Genomic DNA, 25317 nt, shown 5'->3' with positions numbered 1-25317 from the left:
TGCTACTGCTTCACATCCATGGCTTCGATCTGCCTGGCCGCCGCTTCCGCCGCCGCACCATCGGGCTGGATCATGCGCACCTGGATCAGGTCGGCCCGTGCGGCCGCGCGGTCGCCGGCCTGGGCGCGCAGGATGCCGCGTTCCAGCAGGGCTTCCACGTTGCGGCGGTTCAGCGCCAGGGCCAGTTCGGCATCCTCCAGGGCGCCGGGCAGATCGCCGGTAAGGCGGCGGGCGGCCGCGCGCAGGGCCAGGGCATCGTCGCGGGTGGGATCCAGGCTCAGCGCCACATCCAGGTCGGCCCGGGCGGCCGGATAATCGTTCAGCTCGGCCAGGGCCTGGGCGCGGTCGAGGCGCAATTCCAGCCGGTTGGGCTGGGCCTGGATGGCAAGATCCAGCAGCTTGCGGGCGCGGTCGGGGATATTGGCCAGCAGCCAGGCATTGGCGGCCTGCGACAGGATATCGGGCACCAGATGCGGCACCTGGCGTTCGGCCTCGGGCAGCAGGGATTCCAGCTTGTCGGCGGCATCGCCGTAATGGCCGAGCTGGAACAGCGCCAGCGCGGCGCAATGGCTGGCCGGCAGGCCGCCGCCGGTGGCGCGCCAGGTTTGCGCCTGGGCGAAGCCCTCTTCCGGATTGGTGCGGGCCAGGCCCAGGCAATCCTCGTAATTCAGCGATTGGATGGCCGGCGCCGGGCGGCCCTGGGCCAGCAATGCAGGCGCTATAAGATTAGCCGGCAGCAGCAGGCCCGCCAGCAGTAAAACACGATACGACATGGCCGGCAGATTGACGGCGCCGCTCCGGCTTGGCAAGACGGGGCATGGCGGAGAATGCAAAGCACCTGTTCTGTTTCGGCCTCGGCTATAGCGCCCAAGCCTTGATCGCGGAATTGCGCCGCAACCAGCCAGGGCAATGGCGGTTTTCCGGCACCAGCCGTTCGGCGGACCGGGTTTATCCCGATATCGAGATGCAGCCATTCGATGGCGGCGGCCGCTTGCCGCAGCCGGACATCCTGCAAAGCGCCGATCATGTGCTGATTTCGATACCGCCAAATGCCGGGCCGCCCGACAAGGCCGGCGACCCGGTGCTGCGGCAATGCGGCGATTTGCTGGCAGGCCATGGCGGGCTGAAATGGCTGGGCTATCTCTCCACCACGGGCGTGTATGGCGACCGCCAGGGCGACTGGGTGGATGAACAGGCCGCCATCGCGCCCAGCCATGATCGCGGCCAGCGCCGCGCCGATGCGGAAGCCGGCTGGCTCGACCTGTGGCGCCGCCATGGCCTGCCGGTGCATCTGTTCCGGCTGGCCGGCATCTATGGCCCGGGGCGCAATGCGCTGGTCAGCCTGCGCCAAGGCAAGGCGCATCGCGCGGTGAAGCCGGGGCAGGTTTTCTCCCGCATCCATGTGGCGGATGTGGCGGCCGTGCTGGCGGCCTCCATGGCGCGGCCCGATCCCGGCGCAGCCTATAACCTGGCCGATGACGAACCCGCCCCGCCGCAGGATGTGGTGGCCCATGCCGCCGCATTGCTCGGGATGGAACCGCCGCCGGAAGTGCCGCTAGAACAGGCGGGCCTCAGCCCGATGGCGCTCAGCTTCTATTCGGAAAGCAAACGCGTGGCCAATGACCGCATCAAGCAGGCGCTCGGCGTAAGCTTGCGCTATCCCACGTATCGCGACGGCCTGGCGGCGCTGTTGCGGGATTTATGAGGCAGACGTATAGAAACTCTCTTAACCAAGTGGAATTTCGACTTTTTTTGCTTCCACAAGTGTGCTGATTTCTGAGTAGAGGTCGACGGCTTGTCCAGGGGCAGAAATTGAAATGACCAGCGCATAACGCGCTTTATCGGTCATGCGCTTTTGTCCGATATGTGATTTCCACCAACCACCAACTGGAAAAACGGCAATAGCATTGTGTCCGGCTAGTTCGATGGCGCGACCACGCCAGAGATCACAATGGAGGGAGCCTGCTTGAATCGATTTCGGTCCAAGCAGCCAATAACTCGCCTCGCTCTCAGTTTCCGTACCATCCCTCGATTGACTGGCAGAAATCCGCCCGCGAAAGTGGGCATCAGTTTCTGTGCGCTTCTTCATATCGAAGCGAAGACCAAAAGAGCGATAGGTATCCGGCCTGGTGGCGGCTTTGCCAGTCAAATTTGGCTCGATGAAATATGAGAGTGTGACTTTCATCGTGACAATTTCATTTTCGAGGTTTTCTAGCGCAGTTTTTGGCCAGGGTAAATTGTAGAGATGCATCTCATTAAATACACCGCTACGCTCATCTGCGGCAATTGCATAGGGTTGAATCTCGGCCTGCGCGACCAATGTTGCGTCGTTCCGAGCAGATAAGATTGCGCGATCAATGTCGGGAACACCGTATCCAAATTCTCTCAGATGCTGTTGCTTCTCTGCCTTCGAGCCTGCTTTCCAATGTGCTCCTCGACCGATGAACTTCTTGCGGATAGGTTCTGGCCAGCGAGCCGAGTCTACGGTAAGTGCGCGATGCGTTTCAGGCCAAAGGCCCGGCAGGGTTGCTTGCAATCGCCCGATGAAATGACCAGCCATGGCGGCAGCGGCGCTGGTTGCAAAGAATGGCACTAAAGGTTCGCCCGTCACATCTGACCCGGTCGACAGAAGTGATACCGATGAGTTCCAGCCACAGAAGCCGGTGTCGTCCGACATCATGTTGCCGGCCTCAAACAATACCTCGGGCTTGATAGGGGTTAGATCATCGGGGAGAGATTGTGAGCCTAAGCTGAACGGGCTGCGGTGGTTTGCGGGCACTACGGCCCTGAACACAGGCGGCGGTTCCGGGGGGTGTTCTTTGCGGGTGAAGCCGCCGATAGTCAGGGCGTTCCAGCTTTGCGAGGGGTCTTCCAGCGGCCGGGATGGTAGAACGTCCACCGCATTGCCACCGGATACGTTACCTGTAGCGACGGCAATTAAACGCTTGGTCCGCTTAGCAGCTTGTATTTTCTCATCTGCTTCACCAGGCATTGCGCCAGCGGCGGCCTGATCAATTGCGCCGCTCCATGTCGAAGGACGGTTGGGTGGAAAATCCCTTGTGGATGCCGCGATACAAAAGCTACGAAGCACGGCGGGACGCTCGATCTCAACCATGCTGACAGCACCTTGTGTGACGACGCCATAGCTAGGTGGCTTGGTTGGTGGAAAGCCGAGTGGAGGTAAAAGTTTCATGGATTCGACGCCATGCGTCAGCATAACCGGGCGTTTATCATTCATCAGTGATTCGAGATCGCCGTAAAGGACCAAGCCAGCCAATGGCGTACCGTGTCCGCCATTGGCTGCGTGATCGTCGGTACCCCAGGCGGCATCGTATGCCCATGTACCACGCAGACCTGGAGCAATCAGCGGATGAGCGCTGGCGACACCTGTGTCAAGTGTGCAGACGACAGGAGTATCCTGGGCTGGAGCTGAGACACGCATAGCTAAATCCGCTATCCATTCGTGTTGACCAATTCCAGCCTCTCCACGATCAAGGAAAGGCTCGATAGTTCCTGTCGCGCGTCGAATTTCGGCGATTGCACCGGGTACTTGTGATGCAAATTTCGCTATTGTTGCAGCGGCTGCATGGAAGAAGAGTACAGTCGTGTCAGGGAAAATCAGACGGTCATTGTGGACATCGATGTTTGCTTTGTGGGCTGCGGCTGTTAAGTGATCTGCCAAAGCAATAGGTTGACGAATCCAAAACTCCCACCACACGATTTCCGGTGAGGTTAAGTCCACTTCTCCAGTAAATAATGATCTTGCGTCAATTGTCTGGATTGTTTCAACGATTTCGAATCGTTCAATATCGGGGCGTCGTCTATTGCCGGGGTCGCGCCCATAGTCGCTAATCCTGCTTTCCAGGAAAATTCGTGCCTCATCAGGTACGAAGAGTAATGCACTCTCAGTCCTGTCATCATTCCGCTCTGAACGAAGTACCACCACGCCCTGTGATGGAAATTCCAGTGTTGTTGGAATTTTAGCCGCTTTGGTGCGAGAGTCCTCGCTTGGTGGTACTGTCGTAATCTCAACAATCGTACCGGATCTTAGGTCTTGAATGGCGAGGCGTGTATCGTTCGCTGGCTGTGGAACATCGCCGAGGGCTACGGCGAGTTGGTTAAGAAGATGAGCGGCGTGCGCGGCGTAATCGTCGCGAAGCGGTTTGCGATTCTGATTGCGTGGTGGGAAGGTATAATCTGTAGTCTCACGAAAAGCGTCAATGGAAATATGCGGTCGATCTCTAGTATCAAAATTATTTGGTTCCGCCATATTTTTTTTGCTCGTTTCTCGAATTTTAGATTATCCGTTTATAATATCTGCCGACCGTTTGGATTGACGACGAAATTTATCCTTCAGTGTTTGCCGGTTTTCCAAAGCGGCTCGCAGTGTCTCCGGTGAAACCTTTGCCGAGCCTTCTAGGATAGCATCCTTCACCACGGCATCTGCAGCCCGAACCAATTCGCCTTGACTGAGGCCGTCAATTGCAGGCTCAAGTGCAGACCATGCCTTGGTGTTGAATTTGAACTTGCCAAGGCGGTGTTCAATGATGGATCGCGCAGATGTGGTGTCTGGTAGTGTATATTCGATCACCTCATCGAAGCGTCGCGCCAAAGCTTCGTCCAGAATCTCAACATGATTAGTCGCCGCCAAAACAAGGCTGTCAGTCGAATTTGGCTCTTCCATAAAAGCTAAAACAGAATTCAGCACGCGACGAATCTCGCCAACATCGTTTGGATCGCCGCGGCGCGCACCGATCGCGTCGAATTCATCGAGAAGGTAAACACCGCGCGTTTGCGCAATCTGGTCGAACAGAAGGCGCATTTTGCTTGCGGTTTCGCCGAGGAACCGGCTGAATAAAGCTTCGAGCCGCACCGTGAAGAGCGGTAGGTGTAATTCCCCAGCAAGCGCCGAAGCAGTCATCGTTTTGCCTGTCCCGGGCGGTCCGACAAGCAGCATATGAGTTGCTGGGGTTTGGCCGTGTTCGCGTAGAGTTGCGCGCTCCTCTTGCTGACGAATGATCCGCCCGAGCCGCTTGGCGATGTCATCTGACAGCACCATGCTTGAAAGTGTAACTTTCGGATAAGCGCTTTCAACAAGACCTTGTAATTCGCCTCGCGGTCGAGCCAGCGGGATGGGTGTTTGGCCTCCGGCAGGCTTTCCAATACGGCGTTGATCGCGGGCCTTTTGAACAAGGCGTTTGAGCTTTTCGGCTTCATCGGCCCGGCCTTGGCGAGCTTCCTGCGCCGCAATTTGTAAAGCAATCGACAAAAGTTGATCTTCATCCCCGTCGATATGCGAGTTAAGGAGGGCGAGAATTTGCTTGGTAGACACGTTCGCCTCCTTTCTTTGATTTAGCCACGCTATAGTTAGTTGCGCAGCACAATACACGCAAACTACCATTAATCCATTTAATCATATCTTAATGGGCGAAGAACGCCACCGCTTTCCGCCATCAAATAAAACGCTACATCCCCAACACCGTCTCCACCAGCAGATCGATATCCTGCGGGCGGGACAGGCGGTGGTCGCCGTCTTTCAGCAGCGTGAGCCGCGTATCCGGCTGCGTGATGCTTTCCGCGATGCGCAGCGCATGCTGCCAGGGCACATCGGGATCCTGCATGCCTTGCAGGATGCGCACTGGGCAGGGCAGATCCAAAGGCTTGTCCAGCAGCAGATGCTTGCGGCCCTCCGCGATCAAGTGCCAGTGGAATTCGTAAGGCTGCTCGGAATAGTGCGAGGGCTCACGATACACGCCATCGCGTTCCAGCGCCGCGCGCTGTTCTGGGGTGAGTGTTGCCAGCAGCAGGTCTTCGGTGAAATCCAGCGCCGGCGCGATCAGCACCAGGCCGGCCACGCGCTCGGGCCGTTTGAGCGCCGCAAGCGTCGCCAGCCAGCCGCCCATGCTGGAACCGACCAGGATCTGCGCGCCCTGGTTCGCGCCCTGGGTCACGCGGTCGAGAATGGCGAGCGTATCCTCCAGCCAGCGGCCGATGCTGCCTTGGGCGAAATCCCCGGGCGAAGCGCCATGGGCGAAATAATCGAAGCGGGTGAAGCCGCGCCCGGTCGCCAGGGCCGCCTGTTCCAGCGCGATGGCCTTGGTGCCGGTCATATCCGAGCGGAACCCGCCGCAGAAGACGATGCCGGGCAACGGCGTTGGGCCGTTGGCCGGCGTGTGGCAATAGGCGATGGTATAGCCGGCAGGTTGCGGCAGATGCGCTATTTCGGTCATGGCGGCGAAAGTCTTAACAGCCTGGGTATCTTGCAACAATGGGGGGTTTGCTATAGTGGGGGCGGCTTCCCCTGTTTTTCGCTTGAACGTTACTCCGGCTTATATGTCCGACAGCCAAGCCCATATCTTTGAATCCGCCGCCGCGCCCATCCCGGCGCAGGTCGGCCGGCCGCCCGCCGTGCTGCAAGTGCTGCCGGCCCTGGCGACCGGCGGGGTGGAGCGCGGCACGGTGGATATGGCGCGCGCCCTGGTGCAGGCGGGCTGGAAATCCTATGTGGCCTCCGAGGGCGGGGCGATGGTGCGCGAGCTGGAACGGGCCGGCGCGCAGCATTTCACCCTGCCGCTGGCCACCAAGAATCCCTTCAAGATGCGCAGCAATATCGATCGGCTGGAAGCCCTGATCCGGGAATTGCCGGTGGACCTGGTGCATGTCCGCAGCCGCGCCCCGGCCTGGTCGGCCCGCGCCGCCGCCCGGCGCTGCAGCCTGCCCTTCGTCACCACGTTTCATAATGCCTACAAGGCCGATGGCTGGTTCAAGAAACTCTGGGCCAGCCAGATGGCGCGCGGCGACCGGGTGATCGCGATTTCGCAATTCGTGGCCGAACATGCTCATGCCCGTTTCGGCGTGCCCTGGGCGCGGCTGACCGTGATTCCGCGCGGCGTGGACCTTACCAAGTTCGATCCGGCGCGGGTCAGTCCGGAGCGCATAACACTGTTATCGAATGCCTGGCGCCTGGTCGATGGCCTGCCGGTGATCCTGCTGCCGGGCCGGTTGGCGCGCTGGAAGGGCCATACGGTTTTCCTGCGTGCCCTGGCCGAGCTGGCCCGGCTGCGCGGCGCCAAGGATTTCATCGGCGTGGTGGTGGGCAGCCACCAGGGCCGCGAAAATTATCGCGACGAACTCTACAAGCTGGCCGCCAATCTGGGCCTGGAAGGCAGCCTGCGGCTGCCCGGCGATTGCCGCGACATGGCCGCCGCCATGATGCTGGCCGATACCGTGGTGTCTGCCTCCACCGAGCCGGAAGGCTTCGGCCGGGTGGCGGCGGAAGCCCAGGCGATGGGCCGCCCGGTGGTGGCCACCGATCATGGCGGTGCGCGGGAAACCGTGCTGCCGGGCCAGACCGGCTGGCTGGTGCCGCCCAACAACGCCGCTGCCCTGGCCCAGGCGTTGAACGAGGCGATCGGCCTGTCGCCGGAACGGCGCGCGGCCATGGACGCGGCGGCGCGGGCCAATGTGCTGGCGCATTTCACCGTGGATGCGATGACCGACGCCACGCTGAAAGTATACACCGATCTGCTGTTTCCCCCGGACAGCGCCAAGATTGAAAATCCTGGCCAGGGAGCGGCGCCATAATGCCGGCGCATGGCGAGCCTGAACGCCTGCTGGTGATCAAGCATGGGGCTTTGGGCGATTTCGTGCAGGCTTTGGGCCCGATGCAGGCGATCCGCGAGGCGCATCCGCGTGCCCATATCACCCTGCTCACCACCGCACCCTATGCCGAGCTGGGCCGCAGATCCGGCTATGTGGACGATGTGTGGATCGACAGCCGGCCGAAATGGAATCCCTCTTCCTGGCTGGCCCTGCGCGCCAAGCTGAAATCCGGGCGGTTCACCCGGGTTTACGATTTGCAGACCTCCGGCCGGTCCAGCCGCTATTTCCATCTGCTGCCGGCGCCGAAGCCGGAATGGTCGGGTATCGCCTCGGGGCTGGGCGGGAAAATCTCGCACCCCCATGGCAATGTGCGGCGCAATTTCATGCACACGCTGGATCGCCAGGCCGAGCAACTGCGCATGGCCGGAATCAGCCGGGTGCCGCCGCCCGACCTGAGCTGGGCGGATGCCGATATCGGCCGTTTCAAGCTGGAACCGCGCTTCGCCCTGCTGGTGCCGGGCGGCTCGGCGCATCGGCCGGAAAAGCGCTGGCCGGCGGACCGCTATGCCACCCTGGCCCGCGCCCTGGCCGCCGATGGCATCCAGCCGGTGCTGATCGGCGCCAATGCCGAAACCGAATTGCTCGCCAGCATCCAGGCCCAGGCCCCCAAGGCGATGAATCTGGGCGGCCGCACCGGGTTTTTCGACCTGGCCGCGCTGGCCCGCCATGCCCGGGTGGCGGTGGGCAACGATACCGGGCCGATGCATCTGTTCGCGGTGGCCGGTGCGCCCTGCCTGGTGCTGTTCTCGGCCGCCTCCGACCCCGTGCTGTGCGCCCCGCGCGGCGAGCAGGTGCGGGTGATCCGCTCCTCCCATCTGGCCGATGTGAGCGTGGAGGAAGTGCTCTCGGGCCTGGCCCTGCTGCGGGATTTGTAACCGCTTTAAGTGAAGAACAATACACTCGCACCAATTTAAAGCGTATTTTTATTGATATTTGATTCGGAAAGAACGATAATAAATACAAATATTTACTCATAAGAATCGCCCAGAGGACTCCAAATGGGGCAAGAGTCAAGCCAAATAATTGACAAATCAAGCGAACCCTATAATATGACGACATACCCGCTGGCAGCGTGCTGCCGGCTCAAAGGCTGCGAATGTTTCGGCATTCGTGGCCTTTGTCGTTTTTAGGCCCACCATGGGCAGGGTTTGCGTCTATATCGATGGCTTCAATCTTTACTACCGTGCCTTGAAGGGTACGCCGTATCGTTGGCTCAACCCGTTGCATTTGGCGCAGCGGCTTTTGCGCCCGGAAGATACCGTTGAGGGATTGCGGTATTTTTCCGCCCGGGTGAGTTCGCGGGCCGGCGATCAGGATGCGCCGCGCAATCAGCAGGTTTATTTCAGCGCCCTGCGTACCCTGCCCAACCTGGATATTCATCTCGGCCGGTTTCTGACCAAGACCAAGAAACGCCCCCTGGCGGCTGATCCAAGGAGCTTCGTGGAAATCCTTGATACCGAGGAAAAAGGGTCGGACGTGAATTTGGCGGTTCACCTGCTGCATGATGCTTGGCGCGGGCGTTTCGATGTGGCTCTGGTCTTGTCGCAGGATACTGACCTGATCGAGCCGATCCGCCTGGTGTGCAAGGAACTGACGAAGCCTGTTGGCCTGATCTGGCTGGATGGCAGGCAGGCCAATCGTGATATGGCTGCAGCGGCGGGTTTTGTGCGCCATATCTCTCAAGCCGACCTGGCGGCAGCGCAATTTCCGGCCCGTTTGCAGGGAGTCCAAGGCAAATTGATAGAAAAGCCGCAAGGCTGGTAGGCCATGATGCTGCGTATAGATCGTGAAAGCTTTGCCGAAGACGCCGAGGAATGGGTGGAGTATGTATCGCGCAGCGGCGACGTGGTGCTGATATTGCGGGACGGGTCTCCCTGTGCGGCGCTGCTACAACCGGAAGCGCCCGTCATTGGCCGGAGCGGTCTTTCTGATCGGCAATAGCCGCCGTTTCCCCGCCCGCTGCCTTGACAGGGGCCGGTCTAGGGCTAGTCTCTGCCCCCTGTTTGCCGCCGCCTGTCCCCTATCCGATTTGAAATCCAAAAGGTTATGCCGATGTCTGCCGCCGCCCCCGCCGAGATTCGCCTGACGCTGCCCGATGGCAGCCAGCGCACTTGCCCGGCTGGCAGCACCGGCGCCGATGTGGCGGCCGCGATCGGCCCCGGCCTGGCCAAGGCCGCGCTGGCGATCCGGCTGGATGGCAAGCTGCGCGATCTCTCGACCAAGCTGACCGGCGATGCGCGGTTCGAGATCGTCACGCTGAAGGACAAGAACGAAGCCGAGCTGCTGGAGCTGATCCGCCATGATGGCGCCCATGTGATGGCGCAGGCGGTGCAGGAGCTGTTCCCCGGCACGCAGATCACCTTCGGCCCCGCCACCGACGACGGCTTCTATTACGATTTCGTGCGCGACCAGCCGTTCACGCCGGAAGATTTCGCCGCCATCGAACAGCGCATGGCCGAGATCGTGAAGCGCGACCTGCCGATCAAGCGCGAGGAATGGCCGGCCGACAAGGCGGTGGATTACTTCAAATCCATCGGCGAGACCTACAAGGCCGAATGGGTGGCGGAAATCGCCAAGCGCGGCGAGGCGATTTCGGTCTATCGCCAGGGCGATGGCTGGCTGGATCTCTGCATGGGTCCGCATATGCCGTCCACCGGCAAGCTGCCGGTGGCCTTCAAGATCATGAAAGTATCGGGCGCCTATTGGCGCGGCGATGCCAAGAACCGCCAATTGCAGCGCGTTTACGCCACCGCCTGGCGCGACCCGAAGGAACTGGCGGCGCATCTGCAGCGGCTGGAAGAAGCCGAAAAGCGCGATCACCGTCGGCTGGGCCGCGAGATGGGCCTGTTCCATCAGCAGGAAGAAGCCGCCGGCATGGTGTTCTGGCATCCGCTGGGCTGGACGCTGTATCGCAGCCTCGAACGCTTCATGCGCGAGCGCCTGGAAGCTGCGCGCTATGTGGAAGTGAAAACCCCGCAATTGGTGGACCGCAAGCTGTGGGAGGCGTCTGGCCATTGGGAGAAATTCCGCCAGAACATGTATATCGCGGAAAACGAAGAGGGCATCCGCGATTACGCCGCCGATGACAGCGAACGCATCTTCGCGCTGAAGCCGATGAACTGCCCCTGCCATGTGCAGATTTTCAACCAGGGCCTCAAGAGCTACCGCGACCTGCCGCTGCGTATGGCGGAATTCGGCTCCTGCCACCGCTTCGAGCCGGGCGGCGCGCTGCATGGCATCATGCGGGTGCGCAATTTCACCCAGGACGATGCGCATATCTTCTGCACCGAAGATCAGATCATTTCGGAAAGCCAGGCCTTCTGCTCGCTGCTGCAAAGCATCTACAAGGATCTGGGTTTCACCGATGTGCGGGTGAAATTCTCCGACCGCCCGGCCACCCGCGCCGGGTCTGACGAGATCTGGGACAAGGCGGAAGGCGCGTTGAAGGAAGCCTGCGATGCCGTGGGCCTGGAATACACCCTCAATCCCGGCGAAGGCGCCTTCTACGGCCCGAAACTGGAATTCGTGCTGCGCGACACGATCGGCCGCGATTGGCAATGCGGCACCCTGCAGGTGGATTTCGTGCTGCCCGAGCGGCTGGGCGCGGAATATGTGGGAGCCGATGGCGCCCGCCACCGCCCTGTGATGCTGCACCGCGCCATCCTGGGCAGTTTCGAGCGCTTTATCGGCATCCTGCTGGAACATTATGCCGGCAAGCTGCCGCTCTGGCTGGCGCCGTTGCAGGTGGTGGTGGCGCCCATCGTGTCGGATGCCGATGGCTATGCCCAATCGGTGGCCGACCAGCTGGAAGCCGCCGGCCTGCGCGTGACCACCGATCTGCGCAACGAAAAGATCAACTACAAGATCCGCGAACACAGCCTGGCCAAGGTGCCGGTTCTGGCCATCGTGGGCAAAAAAGAGGCTGAACAAGGTAGCATCACTTTGCGCCGCCTGGGTGTGGAAGCCCAGGAGACGCTTGCGCTGGCCGATGCACTCGCTAGATTGGCCGCTGAGGCAAAAATGCCCAGCCGGGCCTGACCTCGCCATTGCATTTTATATCGTCAACATCGACTTATATCGTCAACATCGACAGGAGTCCGCCATAGCCCGCCCACCTTTCCAGCCCGCACCGCCGCCCAAGACCGACGGCCCCCGGGTGAATTTCGAGATCGACGTTCCCAATGTCCGTCTGATCGACGCCGCCGGCGAGAACCGTGGCGTTGTTTCCATCCGCGAAGCCCTGCGCCTGGCCGAAGAAGCCGGCCTCGATCTGTGCGAGATATCGCCCAACGCGGATCCCCCGGTCGCCAAAATCCTCGATTACGGCAAGTATAAATACGAAGCCCAGAAGAAGGCCGCCGAAGCGCGCAAGAAGCAGAAGGTCATCGAGATCAAGGAGATCAAGATGCGCCCCGGCATCGACACGCATGATTATGACGTGAAGATGAAGGCGATGCTGCGCTTCCTCGAAGAAGGCGACAAGGTGAAGGTTACCCTGCGCTTCCGTGGCCGCGAGATGGCGCACCAGGAACTCGGCATGAAGGTGCTGGACCGCGTGCGCGACGATCTGGTGGAAAAGGCCAAGGTGGAGCAGACGCCGAAGATGGAAGGCCGCCAGATGACGATGGTTATCTCGCCGAAATAAATTTCGGCGGGCTGGTCATCTCGCCGAAATACGTTTTCGGCGGGCGGTGATCTCGCCAGCATAAACAAACAACGACATGGCCGGCCCGGTTTATAGCGCGCCGGCCATGTTTTTAAGAAACAGGGAGACAGCGGATGACCGACAGTGTGAAGGCGATGGTGGCCAAGGCCTGGGGCGGACCGGACAGCCTGGTGCTGGAAGATCTGGCCCTGCCGGCGCTGGGCGAGCGCGATGTGCGTATCCGCGTGCATGCCGCCGGGCTGAATTTTCCCGATACATTGATCATCGCCGGCAAATATCAGGTGAAGCCGGCCTTCCCCTTCGCGCCCGGCATGGAATGCGGCGGCGTAGTGGAAGCCGTGGGTGCGAAGGTGCGCGACTTCAAGCCCGGCGACCGCGTGCTGGCCACGCTGGTGAATGGCGCCTTCGCCCAGGCGGTGGTGACCAATGCGGCCAATGTGTTCAAGATTCCCGACAGCATGAGCTTCGAGATCGCGGCCGGCTTTCCGATCACCTATGGCACCACGATCCATGCCTTGCAGGATCGTGGCCGGCTGAAGCCCGGCGAAGTGCTGCTGGTGCATGGCGCCGCCGGCGGCGTGGGCCTTAATGCCGTGGAACTCGGCGTGGCGATGGGCGCCACCGTGATCGGCACCGTGGGGTCCGACGACAAGGCCGCCATCGTGAAGCAATACGGCGCCAAGCATGTGATCAATTACAGCACCGAAAGCATCAAGGACCGGGTGAAGGAACTCACCGGCGGCAATGGCGCCGATGTGATTTACGATCCGGTGGGCGGCGATGCCTTCGATCAATCCTTGCGCTGCATCAATTGGGATGGCCGCCTGCTGGTGGTCGGTTTCGCCTCTGGCCGCATTCCCGAAGCGCCGGCCAATATGGCGCTGATCAAGGGCTGCTCCATCGTGGGTGTGTTCTGGGGCGCTTTCGCCGCGCGCGAACCGCAGAAGAACCGCGCCAATTTCGCTGCATTGTTCAGCCTGTTCGAGCAGGGCAAGCTGAAGCCGCATGTGTCGGCCATGTTCCCGCTGGCTCAGGTGCCGCAGGCCATGCAGGCTTTGCTCAGCCGCAAGACCACTGGCAAGGTGGTCATTCAGGTGGCCTGATTGAGCAGCGATGCGCAGGTCACGGCGCAGGTCATTGGGCAATACGAGGCATTGCCCTATCCGCCGCGCGATCCGGCGGATGAAGCCAAGCGCCTGATCACCGGCAGCCCGAGTTTCCTGCCCGAACTCAATCATTACGTTTTCGGCGGACGGCGGGATTTTTCCAAACCTTTCCGCGCCCTGGTGGCCGGCGGCGGCACCGGCGATGGCACGATCCAGTTGGCCGCGTTGCTGGCGCAGACACCCGGCGCGCATGAGGTGGTGTATCTCGATCTTTCGGCGGCGGCGCGCGGGATAGCGGAAAGCCGCGCCAAGGCGCGCGGCCTGACGAATATCCGTTTCCTCACCGGCTCGCTGCTGGATATCGCAACGCTGGCGCTGGGGCCTTACGATTACATCGAGGCCTGCGGCGTGCTGCATCATCTGGATGATCCCGCCGCCGGTTTGCAGGCGCTCAGCGCGCAACTGGCGGAAGGCGGCGGTTTGGGCCTGATGCTGTATGGCATCCATGGCCGCGTCGGCGTCTATCCCATGCAGGCCGCCTTGCGGCAATTGATCCCGCACGACATTCCGATCCCCGAACAGGTAATGCTGGCGAAAAAGCTGCTGGCGGATCTGCCGGCTAGCAATGCCTTGCTGCGCAATCCCGTGGTGGGCGACCACAAGGCATCCGATGCCGGGCTGTTCGATCTGCTGCTGCATGCCCGTGATCGCGCCTATAGCGTGATGCAGATCGGCTTTCTGCTGGAACGCGCCGGCCTTGCCGCCAGCGCCTGGATCGAGCCCTGCCGCTACGATCCCGACAGCTATATCAAGGATGAAGAACTGCGTGCTCGCGCCGCACAGCTTTCGCCGTTGGAGCGCGCCGCCCTGGCCGAGCGGATTTCATCGACGTTGAAGGTGCATGCCTTCTATGCCGTGCCGAAGGCGCGGCTGAGCGAGGCCGTGGCCCGGCCCGCACCCGACCTGATCCCGTATCTGCATGAATTGCCGCCGGCCGCCTTGGCAACCACGCTGGATAAGCGCGGCGAATTGGCGATCAATTTTCCTGCTGAACGGCTGGTGTTCAAAACCCCGCCCCGTGTGAACGGCGTGGGCGCGCCCGAAATCGTCGCCCGCATGGATGGCCGGCGCAGCCTGGGCCAGATCGCAGCCGAGATGCAGATCGGCTGGGATGATTTCCTGCCCCTGTATTTGCCGGTACATAAGCTGCTCACCGGCATCAACAAGCTGTTCCTGCGCGGGTGAATGCTGCAAAGAATCAAACTTGCCATGGGCGCCATTGACGCCTAATATGGGCCATGCCAAACCGGCCTGTAACCGTCGCTGAGCTGCCGCCTTTCACAGCGCGTGCACAAAAGCTATGGAGTGAAACGGCCAAATTGGCCTTTATCGATTTCATTGCCCGCAATCCGATGAGCGGCGATGAAATCCCTGGCACTGGCGGATTGCGCAAGCTGCGCTGGGGCGTTGATGGCAAGGGCAAGCGTGGCGGTGCCCGGGTGATCTATTACTATTATGATAGTGCTGCGCCGATTTATCTGCTCACCGTTTATGGCAAATCGGAGAAGGCAGACATGACTCCCGATGAGCGGAAGGCGATGAGTGCTTTGGTGACTGTGTTGAAACAACACATACGTAAGAAGCGGAGCAAGCCATGAGCAAGGTTGGGCGCGAGGTGATCTCGGCTTTGAAACAAGCCATCCGCCATGCGGAAGGCAAGAATGCCAAGGTTGTTGAGCATGAAGTGGAAGTGCCGGATGTGAAGGCGATACGGCGGCGGCTGAAAATGTCGCAACAGGCTTTCGCGACAACCTTTCGCATTCCTTTGGCGACACTGAAGAACTGGGAGCAAGGCCGCCGATTGCCCGATGCGCCGACGGCGGCTTATTTGCGTGTAATAGAACGGCGCCCGAAGGCGGCAATCGAAGCCTTGGCTGGCTGAGCTGCCCGGATCAGCGTGGCACTCAGCGGGTTGAGCTTGGATTGCAGGCGCAGCAAGGCTGGTGCTGCGCGATCCGGCAGGGCGGCGGCGTCGCTCATCGCCAGGCGATGCGGCTGCAAGGCATGGGCAGCAAGGCTTGCGGCGGCTTTGCCGGTATAGCCCGGGCGGTCGAGCACGCAGAGCGGCATGGCGGCCGCGAAACCGCGCCAATCCTTCCAATAGCGCAACTGCGCCAGATTGTCTGCGCCGAGCAGCCAGACGAACCGCATGCGCGGATACAGCTTGCGCAAGGCGCGCGCGGTGTCGGCGCTATAGCGCGTACCGATGGCGGATTCAAACGTGCAAGGCATGATGCGCGGATGCGCGGAGATGTCGCGGGCGCTTTGCAGGCGCGCCGATAACGCCGCCATGCCCGTAACGCTCTTGAGCGGATTCTGCGGGCTGACCAGCCACCATACGGCATCCAGCTTTAAGCGATGCAATGCGATCAGGCTGATTTCACGATGTGCCGCATGGGCTGGATTGAACGAACCGCCCAGCAGGCCGATCCGCAGCCGGCCATGAAAGCCGGGCGGCAGCGGAAAAGCCTGCGCGTCATATTTCAAGGGCGTGTCTGGCCGTTGCCGAAGACCAGGTATTTGAAGGTGGTGAGCTGTTCCACCCCAACCGGGCCGCGGGCATGCATCTTGCCGGTGGCGATGCCGATCTCGGCGCCCATGCCGAATTCGCCGCCATCGGCGAATTGCGTGGAGGCGTTATGCAACAGGATGGCGCTGTCCAGGCGGCGCATGAATGCGGCGGCATGGGCCTCGTCATTGGTGACGATGCAATCGGTGTGATGCGAACCATACATGGCGATATGCTGGATGGCGGCTTCCAGCCCATCCACCACGCGCACGGCGATGATGGCATCGAGATATTCGGTCTGCCAATCGGCCTCGCTGGCGGGTTTTGCTTCGGGTAGCAGTTTCTGCACATCGGCATCGCCGCGAATCTCGCAGCCGGCCTCATGCAGGGCGCGCAGCAGGCGCGGCAGATGGCTGTTGATTGCCGCGCGCTCCACCAGCAGGGTTTCGGCCGCACCGCATACGCCGGTGCGGCGCAGCTTGGCATTCAGCACAATGGCTTCCGCCATGGCAGGATCGGAAGAGGCTTCCACATAAACGTGGTTGTTGCCTTCCAGATGCGCAAAAACCGGCACGCGGCTTTCCGCCTGCACACGCGCCACCAGGCTCTTGCCGCCGCGCGGTACGATCACATCCAGCCATTGCGCCGCAGCCAGCATGGCGCCCACCACGGCGCGGTCGGCCGTGGGCACAAGCTGGATCGCGGTGTCCGGCAGGCCGGCTTCGCGCAAACCATCCACCAGGCAGGCATGGATGGCGCGGCTTGATTGCAGGCTTTCCGAACCGCCGCGCAATATGCAGGCATTGCCGGCCTTCAAACACAGTGCGCCGGCATCGGCGGTTACGTTCGGGCGGCTTTCATAGATCACGCCGATGCTGCCCAAGGGCGTGCGCACACGGCGGATGCGCAGGCCATTGGGCCGCGTCCATTCCGCCATGGTCTCGCCCACCGGATCGGGCAGGCCGGCCACCTCTTCCAACCCTTTGGCAATGGCTTCGATGCGCGCATCGTTGAGCAGCAGGCGGTCCAGCAGCGCGCCGGTCACGCCTTTATCCTTGGCGGCCTGCATATCCTGCGCATTGGCGGCGAGAATTGCCGCCTTCTGCCCGCGGATTTCACGCGCGGCAATCAGCAATGCGGCATTCTTCGCCTGGCTGGAGGCCGTGGCGAGCAGGCTCGCGGCCTGGCGCGCCTTGGCGCCCATTTCATTCATCAAGGCCTGTTCGTCCGTCAAAGCCTGTGCGGTGATTTGCAACGGTGCGTTCATTCCTGCATCTCCTCCTGCCGGTGCAGCACGAGATCGTCGCGATGGATCATTTCCTCGCGCCCAGCGTAGCCCAGGATGGCGGTAATTTCATTGGATTTATGGCCGATGATGCGGCGGGCATCCTCATCGGAATAAGCCGACAGGCCCTGAGCGATTTCATCGCCTGCCTCATTCAGCACGCGTACCACATCGCCGCGCTGGAAACTGCCCTGCACCTCGCGCACGCCGGCCGGCAACAGCGAACGGCCGCGCAGCAGGGCGGCGGCGGCGCCGGTATCGATGCGGATGCTGCCATGGGCATTCAGGTGGCCTGCGATCCATTGCTTGCGCGCGGTGGCCGGCGAGGCCTTGGCGGTAAACCATGTCCCCGCCTTGGGTCCGCCTTTAGCAAGCGCATCGATGGGATGCAGTTTCTTGCCATTGGCAATCGCCATGGCGCAGCCGGCATTCACCGCGATCTTGGCGGCCAGCAGCTTGGTGATCATGCCGCCGCGCCCGAAGCCGGAGCGCGACACGCCTGCCATCGCCTCGATCTCGGGCGTAATGCTTTTCACCACGGGAATGAATTTCGCAGCCGCGTCCACGCCGGGATCGGCGGTGTAAAGCCCGTCGATATCAGACAGCAGGATCAGGCAATCGCCGGAAATCATCTGCGCCACGCGGGCGGCCAGGCGATCATTGTCGCCGAAGCGGATTTCCTGGGTGGCCACGGTGTCGTTTTCATTCACCACCGGCACCACGCCGAGTTTCAATAGCGTGTTCACCGTCGCGCGTGCATTCAGATATTGCCGGCGCTCCTCGGTGTCGCCCAGAGTGAGCAGGATCTGCGCGGTCTTTATATCGTGTTTCGCCAAGGCCTCGGCCCAGGCGGAAGACAGCTTGATCTGCCCGGCGGCTGCGGCAGCCTGGCTTTCCTCCAGCCGCAAAGCCTTGCCCGGCAGGCCCAGCACGCGGCGGCCCAGCGCGATGGCGCCGGACGACACCACCAGCACATCCTTGCCCTGCTCGCGCAACGCCGCGATATCTTCCACCAAAGCCTGCAGCCATTGCGCCCGCAGCGTGCCTTTCTCGCCATCCACCAGCAGGCTGGAGCCCACCTTCACCACCACGCGGCGGGATTTCTTCAGGATGTCGGTCATGACGCGGAATCTTCGCCCTGCTGTAAACGCGCCGCCTGAATCTGCTCCAGCAGCGCGCGTTTCACATCCTCGATGCCTTCGCCGCTCACGCCCGATAGCACATGGATCGGCCGCTTGGCGGCGCGTTTCAGCTTTTGCAGCTTGGCCTTCAATTCATCGGGCGGGATCGCATCGGCTTTGTTCAAGCCGATGATCTCGGGCTTGTCTTCCAGGCCGGCGCCATAGGCTTTCAGTTCCTTGCGGATCATGCGCCAGTTCTTCACCGGATCGGCCTCGGTGCCATCCAGCAGATGCAGGATCACCGCGCAGCGTTCCACATGGCCCAAAAAGCGCGTGCCGAGGCCGGCGCCTTCCGAGGCGCCCTCGATCAGGCCGGGCAGATCGGCCAGCACGAATTCGCGCTCATCCACATATACCACGCCAAGCTGCGGTTTCAGCGTGGTGAAGGGGTAATCGGCGATCTTCGGCCGGGCGCGGCTGACGCGGCTCAGGAACGTGCTCTTGCCGGCATTGGGCAGGCCCACCAGCCCGGCATCGGCGATCAGCTTCAGCCGCAGCCAGATCCATTTATTCTCGCCGGGCCAGCCCGGATCGGCGCGGCGCGGCGCGCGGTTGGTGGCGCTTTTGTAATGCTCGTTGCCGAAACCGCCATCGCCGCCCTTGGCCAGCAGCACGCGCTGGCCCAGCTCGGTCATGTCGGCGATTACGGTTTCGTTGTCTTCTTCCAGAATCTCGGTGCCGCGCGGCACTTTCAGCACGATATCGGGGCTATCGGCGCCGGTGCGCGAGCGGCCCATGCCATGGCCGCCGCGCTGGGCGCGGAAATGCTGCTGATAGCGATAGTCGATCAGCGTGTTGAGGCCATCCACGCATTCAACCCACACATTGCCGCCGCGGCCGCCATTGCCGCCATCGGGGCCGCCATATTCGATGAATTTCTCACGGCGGAAGCTCATGGAGCCGGGGCCGCCCTGGCCGCTCTCGATATAGACTTTGGCTTGATCCAGGAATTTCATCGGGTGTCACACGGAGGCTGACAGGCAAACAGAAAACAAAAAGGGGAATGGCCTGCGCCATTCCCCTGAATTCGTCTTGGATGTTCGGGAAGGCGCGCCGAGGTCACGCCTCCGGCGGCAGCACCGAAACGTAATTGCGGCTGCGCTTGCCGTCGTGGAACTTCACCACGCCGTCGGTCAGCGCAAACAGGGTATGGTCGCGGCCGATACCCACATTCTTGCCGGGATGCACGCGGGTGCCGCGCTGGCGCACGATGATGTTGCCAGCCAGCACCTGCTCGCTGCCATACTTCTTCACGCCGAGGCGCTTGCTTTCAGAGTCGCGGCCGTTGCGGGAGGAACCGCCAGCTTTCTTGTGAGCCATAGTCTTCTCCTAATCCTAATGCGCGGCGATCAGGCCGCGATCTCGACGATCTTGATCGCCGTGTAATCCTGGCGATGGCCATTCTTGCGGCGCGAATTCTGCCGGCGGCGCTTCTTGAACACGATCAGCTTTTCGCCACGGGTGCGGCCCACCACTTCGGCCTTCACCTTGGCGCCCGTCAGATAGGGCTTGCCGATCTGGGTGCCCTTGTCGCCGCTTACGGCCAGCACCTTGTCGAATTCCACCACCGAGCCGGCTTCGCCGGGGATCAGCTCGACCTCGAGCACGTCGCCCGCTGCCACTTTGTATTGCTTACCGCCGGTCTTGATCACTGCGAACATCGCTGTATTCCATATGAAAAGGCGGCGCCGACCCAAGATTACCGGGGCAGGCGGCCACCTGAATTCCGAGGAGGCGCACTATAGTCGGGGCGGGGGGCCTGTCAACCCCGGATTCGGGGGTGTTAAGCCTCGTAAGGCTCGGTCCCGCGATTCAGCAGCCCCACATATGCCTCTCATAAGGATAGAGGTTATGAAAGGATAACCGAATAACCTTTCATGGTGAGGGGTGTTGTGAAAGGTTAATGCCTGATGGTTTCATAAGGCAGCGGCTCCCTGTCATAGAAGTTTCGCTCACATGGGGGCTGGAAATCTGCTAATCCCGCCGCCATGGACTGGATTTCGAGGCGCCGCCGGCTGCTGGTGATCTATAATCCCACGGCCGGCCTCAATATGAGCGGCTTTCATATGGGTGGCCGGGGCAAACGGGCCCGGCTGGAGGCTTATCTCGACCTGCTGGAAGAGGCCGGCTGCGCGGTGGAATTCCGCCCCACGGCCAAGCGTGGCGATGCCCAAGCCTTTGCCGCGGAAGGACTTTCCGAGCGTTACGATGCCGTGGTGGCGGCTGGCGGCGATGGCACGATCGGCGAAGTGGCCAATGGCCTGCCAGCCGAAAATGCCGCGCCTTTGGGGATTTTTCCGCTCGGCACCGCCAATGTGCTGGCCGCCGAAATCGGTCTGCCGTTGCAGCCCAGTGCGGTTCTACGAGCAGTCTTGCAGGGGCCTGCAAGGGAAATTTATCCCGGTTATTTGGGAAATAATCTCCAGCCAGAACGGCTTTTCACCATCATGGCCGGGGTCGGTTTCGATGCTCATGTTGTGGCCGATCTGCCGCTGCGGCTGAAACGCCTGCTGGGCAAGGGGGCCTATGTCTGGCAGAGCCTGGCGTTGCTAGCGCGCTGGCAGGGAAACGAATACCGCCTGCGGCTGGATGGCGGCGAGGCTGTATCCTGCGCCTCCGCCGTGATCGCCAAGGGGCATTTCTATGGCGGGCGCTTTGTCTGTTGCCCCGATGCCCGGCTGGACGCGCCGGATTTTCAGATCTGTCTGTTCGGCAAGCCGGGGCGCTGGGGTGCTGCCCGGGCGATGGCCATGCTGCCGCTGGGCCAATTGCAGCGGTTGCCGGAAATCCGGCTGCTGCGCGCCCGGCAGGTGGAAATCGAAGGCCCGGCGGATGACCCGGTGCAGGCTGATGGCGATATCGCCGGGCGGCTGCCTTTGTCTGCCTGGGTGGCGGAAAAACCGCTCAGGCTGATTTATCCGGCTTGATTCCTGTCAGCAGATCTTTCGGCCAGCGGCGATAGCGGGCGCGGGCGCCGCGTTCGATGGCGGCGGCATGCAGGCGTTCCACATTCAATTCATGGCGCAGCATTTCCAGCCAGCGCAATTCCGATTGCTCGGCATTGCCATCCACCGCCACGATATCGCAGGCCAGCGCATAGGCGGTTTCGGTGAGTTCCGGCGGCAAGGCTTCCTTCACCAAACCAAGCGCGGCCTCGATGCCGTCTTCATCATCCAGCAAGGCCACGCAATCGCCGGTGGCGGTGCGCATGGCATCCAGCGTGTAGCCGCGAAAGGCCGGCAGGCTGCGCACCGCGAACGAGATCGCTTCGATCTCGGAATCCTTCAGCTTCTCATCGGCCACGGCGGCAATCACCATGGCGTAGATCAGGGCGGTCTGGGGCGAAATGGTGGACATGCTACAATTTCCTGCAAAGGGCACTTTTGCCGAAAGTATGCGCGGCTGGCTGGGTGGCGGCAAGGGGCGGCGGCATGAAATGGAGTGGCGAGAGGATGGCGGCTGCGCTATATATGAAGCATGAACATGTATGCCGTAAGATTGCCTTCCGATATGCAGCGCCGTCTGGAAGCGCAGAAGCGTCGCACCGGTCAGCCGAAGAGCCGTATCGTGCGTGAAGCCGTGCAGCGCTATCTGGAAGATCTGGAGGATGCCGATTCAGCGGCACGCCGGCTGAAGCATCCGGCGCGGCGTGTTTCAATGGCGGAAGCAAAGAAAGCCTTGGGCCTGGACGGCTGATGGGCCTGAGTAACGGAATGACCTGAGCAACGGAATGACCTGAGTAACGGAACAGTTTGACAGATCGCGTGGCTTGGCACATCGAATGGGACGAGCGGGCGCTGAAAGAAGCCCGCAAATTGGGCCGCCCTGCTGCTCGAGCCATTGTGGATTATTTCGAGAGCCGCATCGCATCAGCCGATAATCCCAGGCAATACGGCAAGGCTCTGGCCGGGCCGCTGCAAGGTTTGTGGCGCTATCGTATCGGCGATTATCGCGCGGTATGTAAAATCGAAGATGAGCGCATCACGATATTGATTCTGCGGGTTGCCCATCGCCGCGAAGTTTACCGCTGACATTCGCTCCCCGCATGCCCTGCAGAAACGCGCGGGTTTCGCTCACGGCTTCCTTGATGCCGATGCGGCGCACATCCACTTGCGCCGGAAAGGCCGAGAGCAGGCGCGAAGGCAATTGCGCATCCAGCACCACGAACACGCCGTAATCATCGGCGCGGCGCAGCAGCCGGCCGAAAGCCTGCTTCAGCTTCAGGCGGGTGAGCAGATCGTCGTAAGCCTGGCCACCGAAGGCGTTGCGGCGCGCCTTGTGCAACAGATCCGGGCGCGGCCAGGGCACGCGGTCGAACACCGCCAGCCGCAGCGCGCTGCCCGGCACATCCACGCCATCGCGCATGGCATCGGTGCCCAGCAGGCAGGAATGCTCCTCGGCGCGGAAGATATCCACCAGGGTGGCGTTATCCAGCGGATCGACATGTTGGGCATAAAGCGCGATGCCCTGGTCGGCCAGCGGCTTGACGATGCGTTTCTGTACCGCGCGCAACCGGAAGATCGCGGTGAACAATCCCAATCCGCCGCCACCGGCAGCCATGAATAATTCACGATAGGCGGCAGCGACCTGGTTCATGTCGTCGCGCCGCACATCGGTGACCACGAAGATGCGCGTGCGACCGGCATAATCGAACGGCGAGGGAAAACTCGCGCGCCGCGCCGGCAGCGGCAGATGGCGCGCACCGGAGCGGATCTCGGCGCTGTGCCAGCTTTGCTCGGGCGCGGCTTCGCTCTGCTTCGCATCGAGATCGCGTAAGGTGGCAGACGTGATCGCCAGACCATGGGCCGGCTTCATCACCGCATCGGCAAACGGCAACATGGGATCGAGATAATGGCGATACAGGCCGAGATCGGCATCATGGCCGGCCTCGCGTTCCAGCGCGAACCAATCGACGAAATCAGCAGGCGTTTCGGTCTGCAAGGCCAGCAGCATGCTGCGCCAGGCTTCCAACGTTTGTTTGCGGCGCGCCAGGCCGCGCAGCGCGCCTTCCAGCCGGCCGCGCTGGGCGGAATCCAGTTCGGCGGTATCGTCGTCCAGCTTGGCGGCCAGCGCCTTGGCAAGCTGGGCCGCGGGCGACAGCATGCGGCTGATCGCATTGGCGAAGGCCAGCGCCGCATCCAGCAGCGCGGTGGGTGCTTCGCGCGTCGGACATTCCAGGCCATAGGGGCTGTCGGGTTGCGGGCTGCGGGCCAGGATCATCAGCCGCGCCTGCGCCAGAAAGGCTTCGCCTTCGCAGGCTTTCTCTTCCCTGGATGCATTGCCTTCCGCCAGCCGGGTCAGCCAGCCTTCGCCGGGCAGCGCGCGGCCGGCTTCCACCAACGCATCCAGCGCGCGGCGCCCGGCTTCGTCATGCATCACCAGATCGCCGATGCGGGCGGCCAGGCCCCGGGCGCGACTACGGCGCGGGCCTTCCGGGCCACGCAGCCAGCGCCGCAATTCCATGCCCTCGCGGCCGGTGAGATGGGCGGCGAAAGCGCCATCGGCGGCATCGAACAGGTGATGGCCTTCGTCGAACACATAGCGCAGCGGACGGTTGCCGTCGTCGTCGTCCTGCGCACCTTGCGCGGCATTGATCATCACCAGGGCATGGTTGGCGATCACCATCTCGGCGCGCCGCGCCCGGCGCAGGCCGCGCTCGATGAAGCATTTGCGATAATGCGGGCAGGCGGCATGGATGCATTCGCCGCGCTGATCGGTGAGGCCCAGCGTGCGGCCACGGCCATGCAGATCGGCGATCCAGGCCGGGAAATCGCCGCCGGCAATATCGCCGTCGCGCGTTGCCTGCACCCAGCGCGCCACCAGGCCCAGCGCGATGCTGTCGGCCGGCCGCGCGGCGGCGTTGCTGGCGGCATAGCCTGCGGCATCTTCCAGATTGAGCAGGCAGATGTAATTTTCGCGGCCCTTGCGCACCACCACCTTGGTGGCCTTGTCGGTTGGATTGGGATACAGCCTGTCGAGTTCGCGATCCAATTGCCGCTGCAGATTCTTGGTATAGGTAGACAGCCACACGCTGCCGCCATTCTTTTCCGCCCATACGCTGGCCGGCGCGATATAGCCCAGGGTCTTGCCGATGCCGGTGCCGGCTTCGCTCAACACCAGTTCGGGCATGCCGATTTCGGCGCGCGGTGCAAAGGCCTGGGCGGTGATGGCGGCATAATCGGCCTGGGCATCGCGGTCTTCGGCTTGCGGCCCAAGCAGGCGCTGCAAACGTTCGCGCGCCTCGGCGGGGCTGACCGATTGCGTGTCGGGCGGCGGCGGCGGCGCGAAATCCGCCCATTCCGGCAATTCGTTCCACACATCCAGGCCGATGCGCGCCGGCATCGCCTCGCCGCCATCCCGTGACGCCATGGCCTCGATGCAATACAGCGCCCAGGGCCAGCCGGCATTCTGCATCACGCCGGCAATGCGCAAGGCGCGGCGTTTCTCGCGGCCATCCAGGCGGCCGAGGTCGTCGAGCAGCCGGCGCGCTGCGCGCGGCAGGCTGGCGGCAAGCGCGAGCGCATCCTGCGGCAGCGGCATCTGCAATGCTTCCAGCAGGCCGCGCGCGGTGGGCAGGCAGAAGCGCGCCGGCCGGCAGAAGGCGAACAGGTCCAGCAGGTCGAAGGCCGGAAACGGATTCAGCCCCAGCCGCGCGGCGGTGGCACGGCCATGCACCAGCATCGGCGGCGTGGCCCGGGCGCGGCGGCCGGCGGCTTCCGCCTCCAGCCGTTCGGGCACCAGCGCGCCATCCGGGCCTGGATCGCACCAGATGGCGGCGACGCCGTCATTCACCAACACGGGCAGACGCGCCAATGCGCTATCGAGCATGGGGCGGTCTGCCATGGCGG

General features: G+C 62.3%; 26 protein-coding genes. 14 read left to right on the top strand and 12 right to left on the bottom strand.

Going from position 1 to position 25317, the window contains the following annotated elements:
• Positions 1-2 precede the first annotated feature (2 nt).
• A complete protein-coding gene (locus tag KF827_RS10055; RefSeq protein ID WP_291004356.1) occupies positions 3-773 on the bottom strand; it encodes a tetratricopeptide repeat protein in 771 nt (256 codons plus the stop codon).
• 44 nt (positions 774-817) lie between these two features.
• Between KF827_RS10055 and KF827_RS10050 the strand changes: the two genes are divergently transcribed.
• Complete coding sequence (locus KF827_RS10050; RefSeq protein ID WP_291004353.1) at positions 818-1705, top strand: SDR family oxidoreductase; 888 nt, start codon at positions 818-820, stop codon at positions 1703-1705.
• A 21-nt stretch (positions 1706-1726) separates the two neighbouring features.
• Here KF827_RS10050 and KF827_RS10045 read toward each other — a convergent pair whose 3' ends face one another.
• From KF827_RS10045 to KF827_RS10035, 3 genes are all read right to left on the bottom strand, one after another.
• The gene (locus tag KF827_RS10045) at positions 1727-4270 is read right to left on the bottom strand and encodes a S8 family peptidase (protein ID WP_291004350.1); all 2544 of its coding nucleotides are present in this window, start codon (positions 4268-4270) and stop codon (positions 1727-1729) included.
• Positions 4271-4300: 30 nt separating this feature from the next.
• Positions 4301-5332, bottom strand: a complete 1032-nt coding sequence (locus KF827_RS10040) for an ATP-binding protein (RefSeq protein ID WP_291004347.1) — start codon at positions 5330-5332, stop codon at positions 4301-4303.
• Positions 5333-5465: 133 nt separating this feature from the next.
• Positions 5466-6230 (bottom strand): alpha/beta hydrolase, encoded by a 765-nt coding sequence (locus KF827_RS10035; RefSeq protein ID WP_291004344.1) that lies wholly within the window; start codon positions 6228-6230, stop codon positions 5466-5468.
• 103 nt (positions 6231-6333) lie between these two features.
• Here KF827_RS10035 and KF827_RS10030 point away from each other — a divergent pair, with 103 nt between their 5' ends.
• The 10 genes from KF827_RS10030 (at position 6334) to KF827_RS09985 (ending at position 15376) form a co-directional block, all read left to right on the top strand.
• On the top strand, positions 6334-7584 hold the full coding sequence (locus KF827_RS10030) for a glycosyltransferase family 4 protein (RefSeq protein ID WP_291004341.1): 1251 nt from the start codon (positions 6334-6336) through the stop codon (positions 7582-7584).
• Entirely contained in the window at positions 7584-8537 is a 954-nt protein-coding gene (locus KF827_RS10025; RefSeq protein ID WP_291004338.1) for a glycosyltransferase family 9 protein, read from the top strand. Before KF827_RS10030 ends, KF827_RS10025 begins: the two co-directional genes overlap by 1 nt.
• A 262-nt stretch (positions 8538-8799) precedes the next feature.
• Positions 8800-9426, top strand: a complete 627-nt coding sequence (locus KF827_RS10020) for an NYN domain-containing protein (RefSeq protein WP_291004335.1) — start codon at positions 8800-8802, stop codon at positions 9424-9426.
• A 3-nt stretch (positions 9427-9429) separates the two neighbouring features.
• Complete coding sequence (locus tag KF827_RS10015) at positions 9430-9603, top strand: hypothetical protein (protein WP_291004331.1); 174 nt, start codon at positions 9430-9432, stop codon at positions 9601-9603.
• Positions 9604-9714: 111 nt separating this feature from the next.
• Entirely contained in the window at positions 9715-11700 is a 1986-nt protein-coding gene (gene thrS / locus KF827_RS10010; protein WP_291004328.1) for a threonine--tRNA ligase, read from the top strand.
• 64 nt (positions 11701-11764) lie between these two features.
• On the top strand, positions 11765-12307 hold the full coding sequence (gene infC / locus KF827_RS10005) for a translation initiation factor IF-3 (RefSeq protein ID WP_291004385.1): 543 nt from the start codon (positions 11765-11767) through the stop codon (positions 12305-12307).
• A gap of 146 nt (positions 12308-12453) precedes the next feature.
• Entirely contained in the window at positions 12454-13431 is a 978-nt protein-coding gene (locus tag KF827_RS10000) for an NADPH:quinone oxidoreductase family protein (RefSeq protein WP_367273134.1), read from the top strand.
• Positions 13432-14679, top strand: a complete 1248-nt coding sequence (locus tag KF827_RS09995; protein WP_291004322.1) for a class I SAM-dependent methyltransferase — start codon at positions 13432-13434, stop codon at positions 14677-14679. It begins immediately after the preceding gene.
• Between the two features lie 134 nt (positions 14680-14813).
• Positions 14814-15092 carry a type II toxin-antitoxin system RelE/ParE family toxin gene (locus KF827_RS09990; RefSeq protein ID WP_291004319.1) on the top strand — a complete coding sequence of 93 codons (279 nt, stop codon included), beginning with the start codon at positions 14814-14816 and terminating at the stop codon, positions 15090-15092.
• The gene (locus tag KF827_RS09985; protein WP_291004316.1) at positions 15089-15376 is read left to right on the top strand and encodes a helix-turn-helix domain-containing protein; all 288 of its coding nucleotides are present in this window, start codon (positions 15089-15091) and stop codon (positions 15374-15376) included. Before KF827_RS09990 ends, KF827_RS09985 begins: the two co-directional genes overlap by 4 nt.
• Here the strand turns inward: KF827_RS09985 and KF827_RS09980 are convergent.
• The 6 genes from KF827_RS09980 to rplU all read right to left on the bottom strand — a co-directional run bounded on the left by KF827_RS09980 (position 15319) and on the right by rplU (position 20130).
• Entirely contained in the window at positions 15319-15981 is a 663-nt protein-coding gene (locus tag KF827_RS09980) for a nicotinate-nucleotide adenylyltransferase (RefSeq protein ID WP_291004313.1), read from the bottom strand. The genes KF827_RS09985 and KF827_RS09980 overlap by 58 nt on opposite strands.
• Positions 15978-17270 carry a glutamate-5-semialdehyde dehydrogenase gene (locus tag KF827_RS09975; RefSeq protein WP_291004311.1) on the bottom strand — a complete coding sequence of 431 codons (1293 nt, stop codon included), beginning with the start codon at positions 17268-17270 and terminating at the stop codon, positions 15978-15980. The genes KF827_RS09980 and KF827_RS09975 overlap by 4 nt, the downstream gene beginning before the upstream one ends.
• The gene (gene proB, locus KF827_RS09970) at positions 17267-18409 is read right to left on the bottom strand and encodes a glutamate 5-kinase (protein ID WP_291004309.1); all 1143 of its coding nucleotides are present in this window, start codon (positions 18407-18409) and stop codon (positions 17267-17269) included. The genes KF827_RS09975 and proB overlap by 4 nt, the downstream gene beginning before the upstream one ends.
• On the bottom strand, positions 18406-19425 hold the full coding sequence (gene obgE / locus KF827_RS09965; RefSeq protein ID WP_291004307.1) for a GTPase ObgE: 1020 nt from the start codon (positions 19423-19425) through the stop codon (positions 18406-18408). The genes proB and obgE overlap by 4 nt, the downstream gene beginning before the upstream one ends.
• 103 nt (positions 19426-19528) lie before the next feature.
• Positions 19529-19789 (bottom strand): 50S ribosomal protein L27, encoded by a 261-nt coding sequence (gene rpmA, locus KF827_RS09960; protein ID WP_291004304.1) that lies wholly within the window; start codon positions 19787-19789, stop codon positions 19529-19531.
• 29 nt (positions 19790-19818) lie between these two features.
• Entirely contained in the window at positions 19819-20130 is a 312-nt protein-coding gene (gene rplU / locus KF827_RS09955; protein ID WP_291004301.1) for a 50S ribosomal protein L21, read from the bottom strand.
• 327 nt (positions 20131-20457) lie between these two features.
• On the opposite strand from rplU, the gene KF827_RS09950 reads away from it, so the two are divergent.
• Positions 20458-21396: a diacylglycerol kinase family lipid kinase gene (locus KF827_RS09950; RefSeq protein WP_291004298.1), complete on the top strand. Its 939-nt coding sequence runs from the start codon at positions 20458-20460 to the stop codon at positions 21394-21396.
• Here KF827_RS09950 and KF827_RS09945 read toward each other — a convergent pair.
• Positions 21374-21826 carry a tellurite resistance TerB family protein gene (locus tag KF827_RS09945; RefSeq protein WP_291004295.1) on the bottom strand — a complete coding sequence of 151 codons (453 nt, stop codon included), beginning with the start codon at positions 21824-21826 and terminating at the stop codon, positions 21374-21376. The genes KF827_RS09950 and KF827_RS09945 overlap by 23 nt on opposite strands.
• 120 nt (positions 21827-21946) lie before the next feature.
• Between KF827_RS09945 and KF827_RS09940 the strand changes: the two genes are divergently transcribed.
• On the top strand, positions 21947-22165 hold the full coding sequence (locus KF827_RS09940) for a ribbon-helix-helix protein, CopG family (protein WP_367273133.1): 219 nt from the start codon (positions 21947-21949) through the stop codon (positions 22163-22165).
• Between the two features lie 68 nt (positions 22166-22233).
• Positions 22234-22500 carry a type II toxin-antitoxin system RelE/ParE family toxin gene (locus KF827_RS09935; RefSeq protein ID WP_291004288.1) on the top strand — a complete coding sequence of 89 codons (267 nt, stop codon included), beginning with the start codon at positions 22234-22236 and terminating at the stop codon, positions 22498-22500.
• Here the strand turns inward: KF827_RS09935 and KF827_RS09930 are convergent.
• Positions 22451-25312 (bottom strand): ATP-dependent DNA helicase, encoded by a 2862-nt coding sequence (locus KF827_RS09930; RefSeq protein WP_291004286.1) that lies wholly within the window; start codon positions 25310-25312, stop codon positions 22451-22453. The genes KF827_RS09935 and KF827_RS09930 overlap by 50 nt on opposite strands.
• Positions 25313-25317 lie beyond the last annotated feature (5 nt).

The organism is Ferrovibrio sp., from assembly GCF_019636075.1.
Classification (GTDB): Bacteria; Pseudomonadota; Alphaproteobacteria; order Ferrovibrionales; family Ferrovibrionaceae; genus Ferrovibrio.
Note: the sequence above shows the minus strand (reverse complement) of the source record. Positions and strands in the feature narration are given on the sequence as shown.

Excerpts from the sequence above, each read along its gene's own strand:
- KF827_RS10055 (WP_291004356.1), bottom strand. The coding sequence starts at position 773 with ATGTCGTATCGTGTTTTACTGCTGGCGGGCCTGCTGCTGCCGGCTAAT.
- KF827_RS10050 (WP_291004353.1), top strand. The coding sequence starts at position 818 with ATGGCGGAGAATGCAAAGCACCTGTTCTGTTTCGGCCTCGGCTATAGC.
- KF827_RS10045 (WP_291004350.1), bottom strand. The coding sequence starts at position 4,270 with ATGGCGGAACCAAATAATTTTGATACTAGAGATCGACCGCATATTTCC.
- KF827_RS10035 (WP_291004344.1), bottom strand. The coding sequence starts at position 6,230 with ATGACCGAAATAGCGCATCTGCCGCAACCTGCCGGCTATACCATCGCC.
- KF827_RS10030 (WP_291004341.1), top strand. The coding sequence starts at position 6,334 with ATGTCCGACAGCCAAGCCCATATCTTTGAATCCGCCGCCGCGCCCATC.
- KF827_RS10025 (WP_291004338.1), top strand. The coding sequence starts at position 7,584 with ATGCCGGCGCATGGCGAGCCTGAACGCCTGCTGGTGATCAAGCATGGG.
- KF827_RS10020 (WP_291004335.1), top strand. The coding sequence starts at position 8,800 with ATGGGCAGGGTTTGCGTCTATATCGATGGCTTCAATCTTTACTACCGT.
- KF827_RS10015 (WP_291004331.1), top strand. The coding sequence starts at position 9,430 with ATGATGCTGCGTATAGATCGTGAAAGCTTTGCCGAAGACGCCGAGGAA.
- thrS (WP_291004328.1), top strand. The coding sequence starts at position 9,715 with ATGTCTGCCGCCGCCCCCGCCGAGATTCGCCTGACGCTGCCCGATGGC.
- KF827_RS09985 (WP_291004316.1), top strand. The coding sequence starts at position 15,089 with ATGAGCAAGGTTGGGCGCGAGGTGATCTCGGCTTTGAAACAAGCCATC.
- KF827_RS09975 (WP_291004311.1), bottom strand. The coding sequence starts at position 17,270 with ATGAACGCACCGTTGCAAATCACCGCACAGGCTTTGACGGACGAACAG.
- proB (WP_291004309.1), bottom strand. The coding sequence starts at position 18,409 with ATGACCGACATCCTGAAGAAATCCCGCCGCGTGGTGGTGAAGGTGGGC.
- obgE (WP_291004307.1), bottom strand. The coding sequence starts at position 19,425 with ATGAAATTCCTGGATCAAGCCAAAGTCTATATCGAGAGCGGCCAGGGC.
- rpmA (WP_291004304.1), bottom strand. The coding sequence starts at position 19,789 with ATGGCTCACAAGAAAGCTGGCGGTTCCTCCCGCAACGGCCGCGACTCT.
- rplU (WP_291004301.1), bottom strand. The coding sequence starts at position 20,130 with ATGTTCGCAGTGATCAAGACCGGCGGTAAGCAATACAAAGTGGCAGCG.
- KF827_RS09950 (WP_291004298.1), top strand. The coding sequence starts at position 20,458 with ATGGACTGGATTTCGAGGCGCCGCCGGCTGCTGGTGATCTATAATCCC.
- KF827_RS09945 (WP_291004295.1), bottom strand. The coding sequence starts at position 21,826 with ATGTCCACCATTTCGCCCCAGACCGCCCTGATCTACGCCATGGTGATT.
- KF827_RS09940 (WP_367273133.1), top strand. The coding sequence starts at position 21,947 with ATGAACATGTATGCCGTAAGATTGCCTTCCGATATGCAGCGCCGTCTG.
- KF827_RS09930 (WP_291004286.1), bottom strand. The coding sequence starts at position 25,312 with ATGGCAGACCGCCCCATGCTCGATAGCGCATTGGCGCGTCTGCCCGTG.